Below are 15,433 nucleotides of genomic sequence, written 5' to 3'. Positions count from 1 at the left end.
GACCAACGAGTGCGACTAGCCGGTGTGACCGACGTCGCGCCGCGAACCGGTCCCGAGGGCCGGTCGTCGGCCGTGCGGCCCGCGGTGCCGGGGGTAGGGTGGGCCGACCGCAGAGCTTCCTTTAACTCCCGTCCTGTGAGGCGGGGAAGGAGACACCGGATGAGTTCACCGAGTTCCCGCACGCCCGCGTCAGGAGAGGCCTCCGGCGCCCGGGTCGTGCTCGGCGAGGCAGAGATCGCCCGCGCACTGACGCGCATCGCGCACGAGATCCTCGAGCGCAACAAGGGCGGCCAGGACCTGGTGCTGCTGGGCATCCCGACCCGCGGCGTCCCGCTGGCGCACCGGCTCGCCGCGAGGATCGCCGAGGTCGAGGGCGGCCTCGACCCGCGAGCCCTGGTCGGCAGCCTCGACATCACGATGTACCGCGACGACCTGCACCACCACCCCACGCGCGCGATCGGGACCACCGACGTGCCCGGCACGGTCGACGGCAAGGTCGTCGTGCTCGTCGACGACGTGCTGTTCTCCGGCCGGACCATCCGCGCCGCGCTGGACGCGATCTCCGACCTCGGCCGGCCCCGGGCGGTCCAGCTCGCGGCGCTGGTCGACCGCGGCCACCGCGAGCTGCCGATCCGCGCCGACTACGTGGGCAAGAACCTGCCGACGTCGCAGACCGAGCGGGTGCGCGTGCTGCTGGCGGAGGGCGACGGCCGCGACGCGGTCCTCATCGAGGCGCCGGTGGCCGGCGCCGGGGAGGGGGACGCGTGAAGCACCTGCTGTCCGCCGCGGACCTGACGCACGAGGAGGCCGTCCGGATCCTCGACACGGCCGCGCAGATGGCCGCCACGCAGGAGCGGGAGATCAAGAAGCTCCCGACCCTGCGCGGCCGCACGGTCGTCAACCTGTTCTTCGAGGACTCCACGCGCACGCGCATCAGCTTCGAGACGGCCGCCAAGCGGCTGTCCGCCGACGTCATCAACTTCTCGGCCAAGGGGTCCAGCGTCTCCAAGGGCGAGTCGCTCAAGGACACGGCGCTCACGCTGCAGGCGATGGGCGCCGACGCGGTCGTCATCCGGCACCAGGCCAGCGGCGCGCCGCACACGCTCGCGACCGCGGGCTGGACCAGCGGCGCCGTCGTCAACGCCGGCGACGGCACGCACCAGCACCCGACGCAGGCGCTGCTGGACGCGTTCACGCTGCGCCGGCACCTGGTCGGCGACCGCGGGCGCGCCGACGCGACGGGCCGGGACCTCGCGGGCCTGCACGTCGCGATCGTCGGCGACGTGCTGCACAGCCGCGTGGCGCGGTCCAACGTGGACCTCCTGCACACCCTGGGCGCACGGGTGACGCTCGTCGCCCCGCCGACGCTCGTGCCGGTCGGGGTCGAGGCCTGGCCCGCGGACGTGAGCTACCGGCTGGACGACGTGATCGGCGACGGCCGGCCCGACGCGATCATGATGCTGCGCGTGCAGCGGGAGCGGATGTCGAGCGCGGGCGGCGGGTTCTTCCCGAGCCCGCTCGAGTACTCGCGCGGCTACGGGCTGGACGCCGCGCGCATCGCGGCGCTGCCGGAGCACGCGATCGTGCTGCACCCCGGCCCGATGAACCGCGGCCTGGAGATCTCCGCCGACGCGGCGGACAGCGACCGCGCGGTGATCGTGGAGCAGGTCGCCAACGGCGTCGCCGTGCGGATGGCCGTGCTGTACCTGCTGATGGCAGGGGAGACGACGACGAGGAGCGACCGGTGACCACCTACCTGCTGCGTGAGGTCTCGCCCCTGGGCGAGGAGCCCACGGACGTCCTGCTGTCGGGCGGCGTGATCGCCGCGATCGGCGAGGACCTCGAGGCCGACGACGCGATCGTGGTCGACGGCCGCGGGCTGGTGCTGCTGCCTGGCCTCGTCGACCTGCACACCCACCTGCGCGAGCCGGGCCGCGAGGACGCCGAGACCATCGCGTCCGGCACGCGGGCCGCGGCCATGGGCGGCTTCACCGCGGTGCACGCGATGGCCAACACGACGCCGACGCAGGACACGGCCGGCGTGGTCGAGCAGGTCTGGCGGCTCGGCAAGCAGGCCGGCTGGGCGGACGTCTACCCGGTCGGCGCGGTGACGGTCGGCCTCGAGGGCGACCGGCTCGCCGAGCTCGGCGCGATGGCGGAGTCCGCGGCGCGCGTCCGGGTGTTCTCCGACGACGGCAAGTGCGTCCACGACCCGGTCGTCATGCGCCGTGCGCTCGAGTACGTCAAGGCGTTCGACGGGGTGATCGCGCAGCACGCGCAGGAGCCGCGGCTGACGGAGGGCGCCCAGATGCACGAGGGCGTCGTCTCGGCGGAGCTGGGTCTGGCGGGCTGGCCCGCGGTCGCCGAGGAGGCGATCATCGCGCGTGACGTGCTGCTCGCCGAGCACGTCGGCTCCCGCCTCCACGTCTGCCACCTGTCGACCGCCGGCTCGGTGGAGATCGTGCGCTGGGCCAAGTCGCGGGGGATCGACGTCACGGCCGAGGTGACGCCGCACCACCTGATCCTCACCGACGAGCTCGCGCGCGGCTACGACCCCCGGTTCAAGGTCAACCCGCCGCTGCGCACGCAGCGCGACGTCGAGGCGGTGCGCGCGGGCCTGGCCGACGGCACGATCGACATCGTCGCGACCGACCACGCGCCGCACCCGCGCGAGGATAAGGACTGCGAGTGGGCCGCGGCCGCCTTCGGCATGACGGGCCTGGAGACCGCGCTGTCCGTGGTGCAGGAGACCATGGTCGACACCGGCCGGATGACCTGGGCCGACGTGGCCCGCGTGCTGTCGACCGCGCCCGCGCGGATCGGCCGGGTCGAGGAGCACGGGCGGCCGATCGCCGTGGGCGAGCCTGCCAACCTCACGCTCGTCGACCCCGACGTGCGCCGCGTGATCACCCCGGAGGAGCAGGCGACCAAGTCGGTCAACTCGCCGTTCCGGGGCCGCGAGCTGTCCGGCTGCGTGGTGGCGACGTTCCTGCGGGGACGCGCGACCGTGCTCGGCGGTCAGTCGTGCGACGAGGACGTGGTGGTCACCCGGTGACCGCCCGACAGGGAGTGACGGTGCTGGCCCTGCTGGCCGTCCTGCTGCTCGCGTGGTGGGGCATGCGCCGGGGCTGGGAGGCCCGACGACGACGGACCGAGGCCGCCGTGCCCACGGTGCCGGACGTGCCGGCGGACCCGGGTCCGGCGCTCGTCGGGCCCGTCGAGGCCGTGTACGTCTCGACCACGAGCGCGGGCGACTGGCTCGACCGGGTGGTGGCGCACGACCTGGGCGTCCGCAGCCCGGCCACGGTGAGCGTGCACGCGAGCGGCGTCGTCGTGCGCCGCACGGGCGCGCGGGACCTGTTCGTGCCGGCCGCGGCGCTCCGCGGCGCCGAGGCCGCGCCCGCCATCGCGGGCAAGGTCGTGGGCCGCGACGGCCTGGTCCTCCTGAGGTGGGCCCCGCCCGCGCCGCACCCGTCCGACGAGCACGCGCCCGAGGCCGCCCTCGACACCGGGCTCCTGCCCCGCCACGCGGCCGACCGCGACGCCCTCGTGGCCGCGGTCGCCGCCCTCACCAGCCCCTCTTCGTCGCAGACCGCCGCCCCGCGCGGCACACAGGAGAAGCCATGACCGACACCGCACCCGCCCGGCTCGTCCTCGAGGACGGTCGGAGCTTCGCCGGGCAGGCCTACGGCGCCACCGGCACGACGCTCGGCGAGATCGTCTTCAACACCGGCATGACCGGCTACCAGGAGACGCTCACGGACCCGAGCTACCACCGCCAGATCGTCGTGATGACCGCGCCGCACATCGGCAACACGGGCGTCAACGACGAGGACCCCGAGTCCGGCCGCATCTGGGTCGCCGGCTACGTCGTGCGGGACCCCGCACGCATGCCCTCGAACTGGCGCTCGGCGCGCACGCTGGACGACGAGCTGACGGCGCAGGGCGTCGTCGGCATCGCGGGCCTGGACACCCGGGCCCTGACGCGGCACCTGCGCGAGCGCGGCGTCATGCGCGCCGGGATCTTCTCCGGCGACGCGCTGGGGGACCGCACCGACTCCGAGCTCGTGGAGGAGGTGCTGGCCGCGCCCGCGATGGCCGGGGCCGACCTGGCGGGCGAGGTCACGACGAGCGAGCCCTACGTGGTCGACGCGCTCGACGAGTCCGGTGCGCCGCTGGACCGGCCGCGCGCGGTCGTCGCCGCGATCGACCTCGGCATCAAGGCCATGACCCCGCAGCGCCTGGCGCAGCGCGGCGTGCGGGTCCACGTGCTGCCGTCGTCGGCGACCATCGAGGACGTGCTCGCGACCGAGCCGGACGGCGTCTTCTTCTCCAACGGCCCGGGCGACCCGTCGGCCGCGACGCACGAGATCGAGCTGCTGCGCGCCGTGCTGGACCGCCGGATCCCGTTCTTCGGCATCTGCTACGGCAACCAGCTCCTGGGCCGTGCGCTCGGCTACGGCACCTACAAGCTGGGCTACGGGCACCGCGGGGTGAACCAGCCGGTGATCGACCGCAAGACCGGCAAGGTCGAGATCACCGCGCACAACCACGGCTTCGCGGTGGACGCACCGCTCGAGGGCGAGTCCACCGCCCCGTACGACGGCGGTCGCTACGGCCGCGTCGTGGTGAGCCACGTCGACCTGAACGACGACGTCGTCGAGGGCCTCGAGGCGCTCGACCTGCCCGCCTTCTCGGTGCAGTACCACCCGGAGGCCGCGGCCGGCCCGCACGACGCCGCCTACCTGTTCGACCGCTTCCTCGACCTCATGACCGACTCGAAGGCGGCTCACGATGCGTAGGCCCTCCGAGTTCGACCGCTTCCTCGACCTCATGACCGACCAGAAGGGCGCCGCCTGATGCCTCGCCGTACCGACATCTCCAGCGTCCTGGTCATCGGCTCCGGGCCGATCGTCATCGGCCAGGCCTGCGAGTTCGACTACTCCGGCACGCAGGCGTGCCGCGTGCTCAAGGAGGAGGGCCTGCGGGTCGTCCTCGTGAACTCCAACCCGGCCACGATCATGACCGACCCGGAGTTCGCCGACGCCACCTACGTCGAGCCGATCACGACCGAGGTGCTGACCTCGATCATCGCCAAGGAGCGCCCTGACGCGATCCTGCCGACGCTGGGCGGGCAGACCGCGCTCAACGCCGCGATCGCGCTCGACGAGGCCGGCGTCCTCGAGCAGTACGACGTCGAGCTGATCGGCGCGAACATCCCCGCGATCCAGAAGGGTGAGGACCGCGAGCAGTTCAAGCAGGTCGTGGAGGTCTGCGGCGGGGAGTCGGCGCGCTCCGCGATCGTGCACACGATCGACGACGCGCTCGCCGCGGTCGAGGACCTGGGCTACCCGGTGGTCGTGCGGCCGTCGTTCACCATGGGCGGCCTGGGCTCGGGCATCGCGTACGACGAGGCCGACCTGCGCCGCATCGTCGGCCAGGGCCTGCACTACTCGCCGACCACCGAGGTGCTCCTCGAGGAGTCGATCCTCGGCTGGAAGGAGTACGAGCTCGAGCTCATGCGGGACAAGCACGACAACGTCGTGGTGGTCTGCTCGATCGAGAACGTCGACGCCGTCGGCGTCCACACCGGCGACTCGGTCACGGTCGCCCCGGCCCTGACGCTCACGGACCGCGAGTACCAGAAGCTGCGGGACATCGGCATCGCGGTGATCCGCGAGGTCGGCGTCGACACGGGCGGCTGCAACATCCAGTTCGCGGTCGAGCCGACCACGGGCCGCGTCGTGGTGATCGAGATGAACCCGCGCGTGTCCCGCTCGTCGGCCCTCGCCTCGAAGGCGACGGGCTTCCCGATCGCGAAGATCGCCGCGAAGCTCGCGGTGGGCTACACGCTCGACGAGATCCCCAACGACATCACGGGCTCGACGCCCGCGAGCTTCGAGCCGACGCTCGACTACGTCGTCGTGAAGGTGCCGCGGTTCGCGTTCGAGAAGTTCCCGGCCGCCGACCCGACGCTCACCACCACCATGAAGTCGGTGGGCGAGGCGATGGCGCTGGGCCGCAACTTCACCGAGGCGCTCGGCAAGGCGATGCGGTCGATCGACAAGAAGGGCTCGGTCTTCCACTGGGCGGGCGAGGCCGCCTCGGGCGACGCGCTCGACGCGCTCGTCGAGTCGATCGCCCGGCCCACCGAGGGCCGGCTGATCGACGTCCAGCAGGTCCTGCGCGCCGGCGTCGGCATCGAGACGGTGTACGAGCGCACGGGGATCGACCCGTGGTTCCTCGACCAGGTCGTGCTGATCAACGAGGTCGCGGAGGCGACCCGCACCGCACCGGCGCTCACGCGCGACGTGCTCGCGCACGCCAAGCGGCACGGCCTGTCGGACGCGCAGATCGCCCAGCTGCGCGGCACGACGGAGGACGCGGTGCGCGGGGCGCGGCACGCGATCGGCCTGCGTCCGGTCTACAAGACGGTCGACACCTGCGCGGCCGAGTTCGCGGCCCTCACCCCGTACCACTACTCGTCGTACGACGAGGAGACCGAGGTGGCCCCGCGCGAGCGTCCGGCCATCCTCATCCTCGGCTCGGGCCCCAACCGCATCGGCCAGGGCATCGAGTTCGACTACTCGTGCGTGCACGCCGCGCTGACGCTCAAGGGCGAGTACGAGACCGTGATGGTCAACTGCAACCCCGAGACGGTGTCGACGGACTACGACACGTCCGACCGCCTGTACTTCGAGCCGCTCACGTTCGAGGACGTGCTCGAGGTCTACGCCGCCGAGCTCGCGGCTGGTCCGGTCGCCGGCGTGATCGTCACGCTCGGCGGCCAGACGCCGCTCGCGCTCGCGCAGCGGCTGCAGGACGCCGGGCTGCCGATCCTGGGCACCTCGCCGGCGGCGATCGACGCCGCGGAGGACCGCGGCGAGTTCGGCAAGGTGCTCGAGGCGGCGGGGCTGCCCGCCCCGGCTTTCGGCACCGCGACGACGCTGGCGGGCGCCCGCGACACCGCGCGCCGGATCGGGTTCCCGGTCCTGGTGCGCCCGTCGTACGTCCTGGGCGGCCGCGGCATGGAGATCGTCTACGACGAGGCCCAGCTCACCGAGTACGTCGAGCGCGCGCTGGAGAACGCCGCGGACGGCGGCAAGGCGGGCACGCTGTCCCCGCTGCTGATCGACCGGTTCCTCGACGACGCGATCGAGATCGACGTCGACGCGCTGTTCGACGGCGAGGAGCTCTTCCTGGGCGGCGTCATGGAGCACATCGAGGAGGCCGGCATCCACTCCGGCGACTCGGCGTGCGTGCTCCCGCCGGTGACGCTCTCGCTCGCCGAGCTCGAGCGCATCCGCCTGTCGACCGAGGCGATCGCGCGCGGCGTGGGCGTGCGCGGCCTGCTCAACATCCAGTTCGCGCTGGTGTCCGACGTGCTCTACGTCCTCGAGGCGAACCCCCGCGCCTCGCGCACCGTCCCGTTCGTGTCCAAGGCCACGGGCGTCTCCCTCGCCAAGGCCGCGGCGCACGTCATGGTCGGCAAGTCGATCGCGCAGCTGCGCGCGGAGGGGCTGCTGCCCGCCGACGACGCGTCGGTGCTGGACCTCGACGCCCCGATCGCGGTCAAGGAGGCCGTGCTGCCCTTCAAGCGGTTCCGCACCGCCGAGGGTCACGTCGTCGACACGGTGCTGGGTCCGGAGATGCGCTCGACCGGCGAGGTCATGGGCTTCGACGCCGACTTCCCGACGGCGTTCGCCAAGTCCCAGGACGCGGCGTTCGGCGGACTGCCGACGACGGGCAAGGTCTTCATCTCGGTCGCGGACCGGGACAAGCGCTCGATCGTCTTCCCGGTGAAGCGGCTCACCGAGCTCGGCTTCGAGGTGCTCGCGACCGAGGGCACCTCGACGGTGCTGCGGCGCAACGGCATCCGCTCGACGGTCGTGCGCAAGAACTCGGCCGGCCGCGGTCCGCAGGGTGAGCCGACGATCGTCGACCTGATCGTCGCGGGCGAGGTCGACATGATCGTCAACACCCCGTCCGGTCAGGGGGCGCGCGCCGACGGCTACGAGATCCGGGCGGCGAGCGTCGCGGCGGACAAGGCGCTCGTGACCACCGTGCAGCAGCTCGGCGCGGCCGTCCAGGCGATCGAGGCGGCCCAGGCCGGGCCGTACGCGGTGACGAGCCTGCAGGAGCACGAGCTCGAGACGGCCGCCCGACGGACGGCGGCCTCGGCGTGAGCGGGACCAGCACGCCGGGTGGCGCGGGCCCGACGAGGGAGCCCTTCGGGGCGCGCCTCGCGGCCGCGATGGCCGCGCACGGGCCGCTGTGCGTCGGCATCGACCCCCACGCGAGCCTGCTGGACGCGTGGGGGCTGCCCGACGACGCCGCGGGGCTGCGCCGGTTCTCGCTGACCGTCATGGAGGCGGTCGGCGGGCTGGTCGCGGCGGTGAAGCCGCAGGCGGCGTTCTTCGAGCGGCACGGCTCGGCCGGCGTCGCCGTGCTCGAGGAGGTGGTCGCCGCCGGCCGCGAGACGGGCACGCTCGTCGTCGTGGACGCCAAGCGCGGCGACATCGGCTCGACCATGAGCGCCTACGCCGAGGCGTTCCTGCGGGACGGCTCGCCGCTCGCGGGCGACGCGCTCACGGTCTCGCCGTACCTCGGCTTCGGCTCGCTCGACCCCGCCGTGGACCTCGCGCTCTCGTCGGGCCGCGGCCTGTTCGTGCTCTGCCTCACCTCGAACAAGGAGGGGCACGAGGTGCAGCACGCGCGCACCGACGCCGACGGCGAGGCGGGGCCGACCGTCGCGGCGCTCATGGCGTCCCGGGCCGCCGCGCTCAACGCCGGCGCGCAGCCGCTGGGCTCCGTCGGCCTCGTCGTCGGCGCGACCGTCGGTGACGCGGCCGAGCGGACCGGGACCGACCTGACGTCCGTCAACGGCCCGCTGCTCGCCCCGGGGGTCGGCGCCCAGGGCGCCGGGCCTGCCGAGCTCGCGGCCGTCTTCGGCAGCGCGCGGCACCAGGTGCTCGCGTCGTCGTCGCGCGGCGTGCTGCGGGCCGGGCCGGACGTCGCGTCCCTGCGCGCGGCCGCGCTGCTCGCGGCGCAGGACGCCGCCGCGGCGCTCTCCTGACGGCGGCGCCGTCCTGACGGCACGTACCCGCCGACGCGGTCGGCGGGTACGTGTGCGCAGGTGAACGCGCGTCCGCGTTGCCGGGGCGTGGGGTGGTCGCTAGGTTCACTGATACGGCCCGCAAGCCTGCGGCCGACCGTTCGGTCCGCACCGGACGACGAAGCTGGACGACGAAGCTGGATGAGAAGGTGACGCGCGTGGCACTCCCTCCGCTGACTCCCGAACAGCGCGCTGCAGCGCTGCAGAAGGCCGCTGCCGCCCGGCAGGCCCGTGCCGAGGTGAAGAACCGCCTCAAGTACTCGCAGGCCAAGCTCTCGGACGTGATCGCCCAGGGGCAGCAGGACGAGACGATCGGCAAGCTCAAGGTCGTCTCGCTGCTCGAGTCGCTGCCGAAGGTCGGCAAGGTGAAGGCGCGGGCGATCATGGCGGACATCGGCATCTCGGAGACGCGGCGCGTCCGCGGGCTCGGGCCGCACCAGGTCGCAGAGCTCGTCAAGCAGTTCGGCTGAGATAGGGTCACGCTGCGCCGTCGCCGGGTCCCCGGGCACGTGGACCGGGGTTCGTGCGGCGCAGCGTCCACCCGATCGACCGCGGACCGCCGAGGAGCTCCACCCCGCCATGACGACGCCAGCCCGGCTCACCGTTCTCGCCGGTCCGACCGCCGTCGGCAAGGGCACCGTGTCCGCCGACGTGCGCGCGCGCTATCCCCAGGTCTGGCTCTCGGTCTCCGCGACGACGCGGGCACCGCGGCCGGGCGAGGTGGACGGCGTGCACTACCACTTCGTGTCCTCCGACGAGTTCGACCGGCTGGTCGCGGCCGGCGAGCTGCTCGAGTGGGCCGTGGTCCACGGCCGGAACCGGTACGGCACGCCGCGCGGGCCGGTCGAGCAGCGGCTCGCCGCCGGGCAGCACGCGCTGCTGGAGATCGACCTGCAGGGTGCGCGGCAGGTGCGCGAGACGATGCCGGACGCGCACTTCGTCTTCCTCGCCCCGCCGTCGTTCGACGAGCTGGTGCGCCGCCTCGTCGGGCGCGGGACCGAGGACGCGGAGGAGCGTGAGCGGCGCCTGGCGACCGCGCGCGTCGAGCTCGCCGCGGAGCCGGAGTTCGACCACGTGATCGTGAACGACGACGTGCACCGGGCGACCGACGAGCTCGTGCGCGTCATGGGCGTCGTCGCGCTGTGAACCGACCGGTGCCGCGCGGGTAGACTGGCCGGCAGTCCGAAGCTCACCACCCCTCATCTCCGGGAGTCTCTCCGTGTCCGGAACCGTCGCCGCCCCCACGGGCATCACCGACCCGCCCATCGACCAGCTCCTCGAGCGCGCCGACTCGAAGTACGCCCTGGTGCTGTACTCGGCCAAGCGTGCGCGCCAGATCAATGCGTACTACGCCCAGCTCAACGAGGGCCTGCTCGAGTACGTCGGCCCGCTCGTCGAGACCCGTCCGCAGGAGAAGCCCCTGTCGATCGCCATGCGGGAGATCGACCGCGGTCTGCTGACCTCCGAGGCCACCGAGGGCTGAGCCCTCGGCGTCCGGCAGTCGACCGAGAGCTCCGGCGAGCACGCGCATGCGCATCGTCCTGGGGGTCACCGGCGGCATCGCCGCGTACAAGGCGGTGCTGCTGCTGCGCCTGCTGCGTGAGGCGGGCCACGAGGTGCGCGTCGTCCCGACGCGTGCCGCGCTCGAGTTCGTCGGGCGGCCCACCTGGGAGGCCCTGTCCGGGCAGCGCGTGACCTCCGACGTCTTCGAGGACGTCGAGCAGGTCGCGCACGTGGCCGTGGGCCAGCAGGCGGACCTGGTCGTCGTCGCACCGGCGACCGCGGACCTGCTCGCGCGCGCCGCGGGCGGGCAGGCGGACGACCTGCTGACCGCCACGCTCCTGGTCACCCGGGCGCCGGTGCTGCTCGCGCCGGCGATGCACACCGAGATGTGGCAGCATCCCGCGACCGTCGCGAACGTGGCGACCCTGCGCGCCCGGGGCGTGCACGTGCTCGATCCCGCGTCGGGCCGGCTCACCGGCGCCGACACCGGTCCGGGGCGGCTGCCCGAGCCCGAGGAGATCGCCGCCGCGGCGCTGGCTCTCGTCGAGCCGGCGCCGGCCTCCGGCGCCGACGCGACGGGCTCCGGCGCCGACGCGACGGGCTCCGGCGCCGACGCGACGGGCTCCGACGCGGGCGATGAGCGCGACCTCGTCGGCCGCCACGTGGTGGTGTCCGCGGGCGGGACGCGCGAGCCGCTCGACCCCGTGCGGTTCCTGGGCAACCGGTCGTCGGGCCGCCAGGGCGTCGCGATCGCCGAGGCAGCGCTCGAGCGGGGCGCGCGCGTGACGCTCGTCGGCGCGAACCTCGCGGTGCCCGCTCCGCCCGGCGCGGACCTGGTCCCGGTCGAGACCGCGGCGCAGCTGCGGGACGCCGTGCGCGCCGCGGCCAAGGACGCCGACGTCGTCGTGATGGCCGCCGCGGTCGCCGACTTCCGTCCCGTGAACCCGTCCGGGGCCAAGATCAAGAAGACCGCCGACGGCGCGGTGCCGACCATCGAGCTCGTCGAGACCGTCGACGTCCTGGCCGAGCTCGCCCGGGACCGGCTCCGCGCCGGGCAGGTCGTGGTCGGCTTCGCCGCGGAGACCGGCGACGAGCGCGGCACGGTGCTGGAGCACGGACGCGCGAAGGCGCTGCGCAAGGGCGCCGACCTGCTCGTCGTGAACGCGGTGGGCGAGGGGCTCGGGTTCGGCACGCCGGACAACGAGGTGACCGTCCTGGACGCCGAGGGGCGCCCGGTCGCGACCGCCCGGGGGTCCAAGCGGGACGTCGCGCACGCCGTGTGGGACGCCGTCCGGCCGCTGGTCTGACGCACGGGGCTGTCCTCGCGCGCGACTACCCTGGGCGCATGACCTCCGCCATGCGCCTGTTCACGTCCGAGTCGGTGACGGAGGGGCACCCGGACAAGATCTGCGACCAGATCTCGGACGCGATCCTCGACGCGATCATCGAGCAGGACCCGAGCGCGCGCGTCGCGGTCGAGACCATGGTCACCACGGGCCTCGTGCACGTGGCGGGCGAGGTGTCGACCGAGGCGTACGTCGAGATCCCGGCGATCGTGCGGCAGGTGGTCCGGGAGATCGGGTACACCTCCTCCCACATCGGTTTCGACGGCGAGTCGTGCGGCGTGTCGGTCTCGATCGGCCAGCAGTCGCCGGACATCGCGATGGGGGTCGACAAGTCCCTCGAGCTGCGCGAGGACACCGAGGACCACGACGAGCTCGACGCGCAGGGTGCCGGCGACCAGGGGCTGATGTTCGGCTACGCGTCCGACGAGACGCCGTCGCTGATGCCGCTGCCGATCTGGGTGGCGCACCGGCTCGCGGAGCGGCTGGCGGCGGTGCGGCGGACGGGCGAGGTCCCGGGGCTGCGGCCCGACGGCAAGACCCAGGTCACGGTGCGCTACGAGGGCGACCGTCCGGTCGCGCTCGACGCGCTGGTGCTCTCGACGCAGCACGAGCCGGACGTCCAGCTCGAGACCGGGCTGCGCCCGGCGATCCTGCGGCACGTCATCGAGCCGGTGCTCGCCGAGGTCGACCTCGACACCTCGTCGTACGACCTGTACGTGAACCCGACGGGCCAGTTCATCGTCGGCGGCCCGCAGGGCGACGCCGGTCTCACGGGCCGCAAGGTCATCGTCGACACCTACGGCGGGTACGCCCGGCACGGCGGCGGTGCGTTCTCGGGCAAGGACCCGTCGAAGGTCGACCGCTCGGCCGCCTACGCGACCCGGTGGGTCGCCAAGAACGTCGTCGCGGCCGGGCTCGCGCGCCGGTGCGAGGTGCAGGTCGCCTACGCGATCGGGAAGGCCCACCCGGTCGGGCTGTACGTCGAGACGTTCGGCACCGGCACGGTGTCCGACGAGCAGCTCACCGACGCGATCCGCGCGGTCTTCGACCTGCGCCCCGCCGCGATCATCCGCACGCTCGACCTGCAGCGGCCGATCTACCGCCGCACGGCGGCGTACGGGCACTTCGGCCGCGAGCTGCCGGAGTTCACGTGGGAGCGCACGGACCGCGTCGACGCGCTGCGCGCGGCGGTCCGCTGACCGTCACCCGGACGGGCGCCCCGGCGTCGTCGCGGGGCCGGACACGGCCCGGGACGTGGGCACCCGGTGGTGAGATGAGCGCGTGGACGTGACCGCGGAGCAGCTGACGCTCGAGGGCGTGCCCGCGCCGCGTGCCCGGCGCCGGTCACGGACGTCGGGCGTCGAGCTCGCGGCGTCGCTGCCCGTCGCCCGGGTCTGCATCGACCTCCCGCCGCAGCACCTGGACCGCGCCTTCGAGTACGCGGTGCCCGCGGCCCTCGCCGAGGACGCGCTGCCCGGCACACGCGTGAAGGTCCGCTTCGGGGGCCAGGACGTCGACGGCTGGCTGCTCGAGCGGGTCGCCGAGGCGGAGCACGACGGCGCGCTGGCGCCCCTGCGGCGCGTGGTGTCCGCGGAGCAGGTGCTCACGCCGGAGGTCGCTCGCGTCGCGCGCGCGGTGGCCGACCGGTGGGCCGGGACGCTGGCGGACGTGCTGCGCCTCGCGGTGCCGCCACGGCACGCCCGGGTCGAGGCCGAGCCGGTGGCGGACGACGAGCAGGTGCCACCGCCGCGCACCGACGCGACGGCGTGGGCCGACTACCGCGGTGGCCCGGCCTTCGTGCAGCACGTCACGGGCGGCGGGGCGCCGCGCGCGGTCTGGACGGCGCTGCCCGGACCGGCGGGCCGGCGGTGGACCGATGCGGTCGCGCAGGCGGTGGCGGCGTGCGTGCTCGGCGGGCGCGGGGCGCTGGTCGTCGTGCCGGACCACCGGGACGTCGAGCGCGTGCTGGCCGCGCTCGAGGCCGCCGGGGTCCCGCGCTGGACGCCGGGCGTGCGCGGCGGTGCGGTGCGGCTCACCGCGGAGGACGGCCCCAGCCCGCGGTACCGCGCCTTCCTCGCGGCGGCGCGCGGGCGCGCGGACGTCGTCGTGGGGACCCGCGGTGCCGCCCTCGCCCCGGTGCGGGACCTGGGCCTCGCGGTGTGCTGGGACGACGGGGACTCGCTGCACGCCGAGCCGCGCGCGCCGTACCCGCACGTGCGAGAGGTGCTGGCGCTGCGCTCGGAGCTGCAGGGTGCCGCGCTGCTGGTCGGCGCGCACGGCCGCACGGTGGAGGCGCAGGCGCTGGTCGCGGCGGGCTGGGCGCACGACGTGAGCGCGGACCGGCCGCAGCTGCGCGCCCGGGTCCCGCGCGTGCAGGCGCTGACCTCGGTGGAGCTGGCGCGCGAGGGACCGGCGGCGGCGGCACGGCTGCCCACGCCCGCGTGGCGCGCGATCCGCGACCGGCTGGCCGACGGCCCCGTGCTGGTCCAGGTCCCGCGCGCCGGCTACGTGCCCGCGGTGGCGTGCGGGCGGTGCCGCGCGTCTGCCCGCTGCCGGGCCTGCCACGGGCCGCTGGGGCTCCACCGCGGCGACGGCACGCCCACGTGCGGGTGGTGCGGCCGGATGGCGACCGACTGGCGCTGCGAGGAGTGCGGCGGCGCGACGCTGCGCTCGGTCCGCGTCGGCTCGGAGCGGACGGCCGAGGAGCTCGGCCGCGCGTTCCCCGGCGTCCCCGTGGTGGTCTCGGGGGCGCGGGCGGCGGCGGGGGTGGTCGCGGAGGTGCGGGACCGGCCCGCGGTCGTCGTCGCGACGCCCGGCGCGGAACCGTGGGTACCGGGTGGCTACGCCGCCGCGGTGCTGCTCGACGCGGCGGTCGCGACGGCGGGCTCGGCGCTCGGGCTGCTGCCGGAGGCGCTGCGCCGCTGGCTCACGGCCGCCGCCCTCGTCCGCTCGGGCCCGGACGGGGGAGTGGTGCTCCTGGTGGGCGACGCGGAGCAGCGCGCGTCGCAGGCGCTCGTGCGCTGGGACCCCGTCGGCCTGGCGGTGCGCGAGCTCGACGAGCGGGCCGCGCTGGGGCTGCCGCCCGCGGTCCGGGTCGCCTCGGTGACCGGGCCGCGCGACGCCGTGGACGCCGTGCTCGCCCGCATCGAGGTGCCGGGCCAGGACGTGCTGGGACCCGTGGTGGTCCGGCAGGACGACGCGGGGGCCTTCGAGCCCGACGTGCGCGCGGTGGTCCGCGTCCCGCGCGCCGCGGCGGCCGCGCTGGCCTCCGCCGTGGCGGCCTCGATGGCGGTGCGCAGCGCGCGGCGCGAGGGTGGCTCGGTGCGCGCCCAGCTCGACCCCACCGACCTGACCTGACGTTCGACCGCGCGGGCGAGGCACGGCGCGAGGCACAGGGCGAGGCACAGGTCGAGGCGCAGGGCGAGGCACAGGGCGAGGCACAGGCGAGGCGCACCCCGACGTCGGGCGC

13 protein-coding genes are annotated in these 15,433 nt (G+C 74.7%); all 13 read left to right on the top strand.

Annotated elements, in window-relative coordinates; genetic code table 11:
• Positions 1–159 precede the first annotated feature (159 nt).
• Positions 160–768 carry a bifunctional pyr operon transcriptional regulator/uracil phosphoribosyltransferase PyrR gene (gene pyrR, locus KIN34_RS12900; protein WP_214351218.1) on the top strand — a complete coding sequence of 203 codons (609 nt, stop codon included), beginning with the start codon at positions 160–162 and terminating at the stop codon, positions 766–768.
• Positions 765–1,748 carry an aspartate carbamoyltransferase catalytic subunit gene (locus KIN34_RS12895; RefSeq protein WP_214351216.1) on the top strand — a complete coding sequence of 328 codons (984 nt, stop codon included), beginning with the start codon at positions 765–767 and terminating at the stop codon, positions 1,746–1,748. The genes pyrR and KIN34_RS12895 overlap by 4 nt, the downstream gene beginning before the upstream one ends.
• Entirely contained in the window at positions 1,745–3,055 is a 1,311-nt protein-coding gene (locus KIN34_RS12890) for a dihydroorotase (protein WP_214351214.1), read from the top strand. The genes KIN34_RS12895 and KIN34_RS12890 overlap by 4 nt, the downstream gene beginning before the upstream one ends.
• A 20-nt stretch (positions 3,056–3,075) precedes the next feature.
• The gene (locus KIN34_RS12885; RefSeq protein WP_214351212.1) at positions 3,076–3,627 is read left to right on the top strand and encodes a PH-like domain-containing protein; all 552 of its coding nucleotides are present in this window, start codon (positions 3,076–3,078) and stop codon (positions 3,625–3,627) included.
• Positions 3,624–4,802 (top strand): glutamine-hydrolyzing carbamoyl-phosphate synthase small subunit, encoded by a 1,179-nt coding sequence (gene carA, locus KIN34_RS12880; protein WP_214351209.1) that lies wholly within the window; start codon positions 3,624–3,626, stop codon positions 4,800–4,802. The genes KIN34_RS12885 and carA overlap by 4 nt, the downstream gene beginning before the upstream one ends.
• A gap of 57 nt (positions 4,803–4,859) precedes the next feature.
• Positions 4,860–8,186 carry a carbamoyl-phosphate synthase large subunit gene (gene carB, locus KIN34_RS12875; protein ID WP_214351206.1) on the top strand — a complete coding sequence of 1,109 codons (3,327 nt, stop codon included), beginning with the start codon at positions 4,860–4,862 and terminating at the stop codon, positions 8,184–8,186.
• The gene (gene pyrF, locus KIN34_RS12870; RefSeq protein ID WP_214351204.1) at positions 8,183–9,076 is read left to right on the top strand and encodes an orotidine-5'-phosphate decarboxylase; all 894 of its coding nucleotides are present in this window, start codon (positions 8,183–8,185) and stop codon (positions 9,074–9,076) included. The genes carB and pyrF overlap by 4 nt, the downstream gene beginning before the upstream one ends.
• Before the next feature lie 197 nt (positions 9,077–9,273).
• Complete coding sequence (gene mihF / locus KIN34_RS12865; protein ID WP_214351201.1) at positions 9,274–9,585, top strand: integration host factor, actinobacterial type; 312 nt, start codon at positions 9,274–9,276, stop codon at positions 9,583–9,585.
• A 109-nt stretch (positions 9,586–9,694) separates the two neighbouring features.
• Positions 9,695–10,261 carry a guanylate kinase gene (gene gmk / locus KIN34_RS12860; RefSeq protein WP_214351198.1) on the top strand — a complete coding sequence of 189 codons (567 nt, stop codon included), beginning with the start codon at positions 9,695–9,697 and terminating at the stop codon, positions 10,259–10,261.
• A 73-nt stretch (positions 10,262–10,334) separates the two neighbouring features.
• Positions 10,335–10,598 (top strand): DNA-directed RNA polymerase subunit omega, encoded by a 264-nt coding sequence (gene rpoZ / locus KIN34_RS12855; RefSeq protein ID WP_214351195.1) that lies wholly within the window; start codon positions 10,335–10,337, stop codon positions 10,596–10,598.
• A gap of 46 nt (positions 10,599–10,644) precedes the next feature.
• A complete protein-coding gene (locus KIN34_RS12850) occupies positions 10,645–11,925 on the top strand; it encodes a bifunctional phosphopantothenoylcysteine decarboxylase/phosphopantothenate synthase (protein WP_214351191.1) in 1,281 nt (426 codons plus the stop codon).
• Positions 11,926–11,963: 38 nt separating this feature from the next.
• On the top strand, positions 11,964–13,163 hold the full coding sequence (metK, locus tag KIN34_RS12845; protein ID WP_214351188.1) for a methionine adenosyltransferase: 1,200 nt from the start codon (positions 11,964–11,966) through the stop codon (positions 13,161–13,163).
• Between the two features lie 82 nt (positions 13,164–13,245).
• Entirely contained in the window at positions 13,246–15,321 is a 2,076-nt protein-coding gene (locus tag KIN34_RS12840) for a primosomal protein N' family DNA-binding protein (RefSeq protein WP_214351185.1), read from the top strand.
• Positions 15,322–15,433: the final 112 nt, after the last annotated feature.

The organism is Cellulomonas fulva, from assembly GCF_018531375.1.
In the GTDB taxonomy this organism is placed as follows: Bacteria; Actinomycetota; Actinomycetes; order Actinomycetales; family Cellulomonadaceae; genus Cellulomonas; species Cellulomonas fulva.
This window is presented reverse-complemented; position numbering and strand designations above follow the sequence as displayed.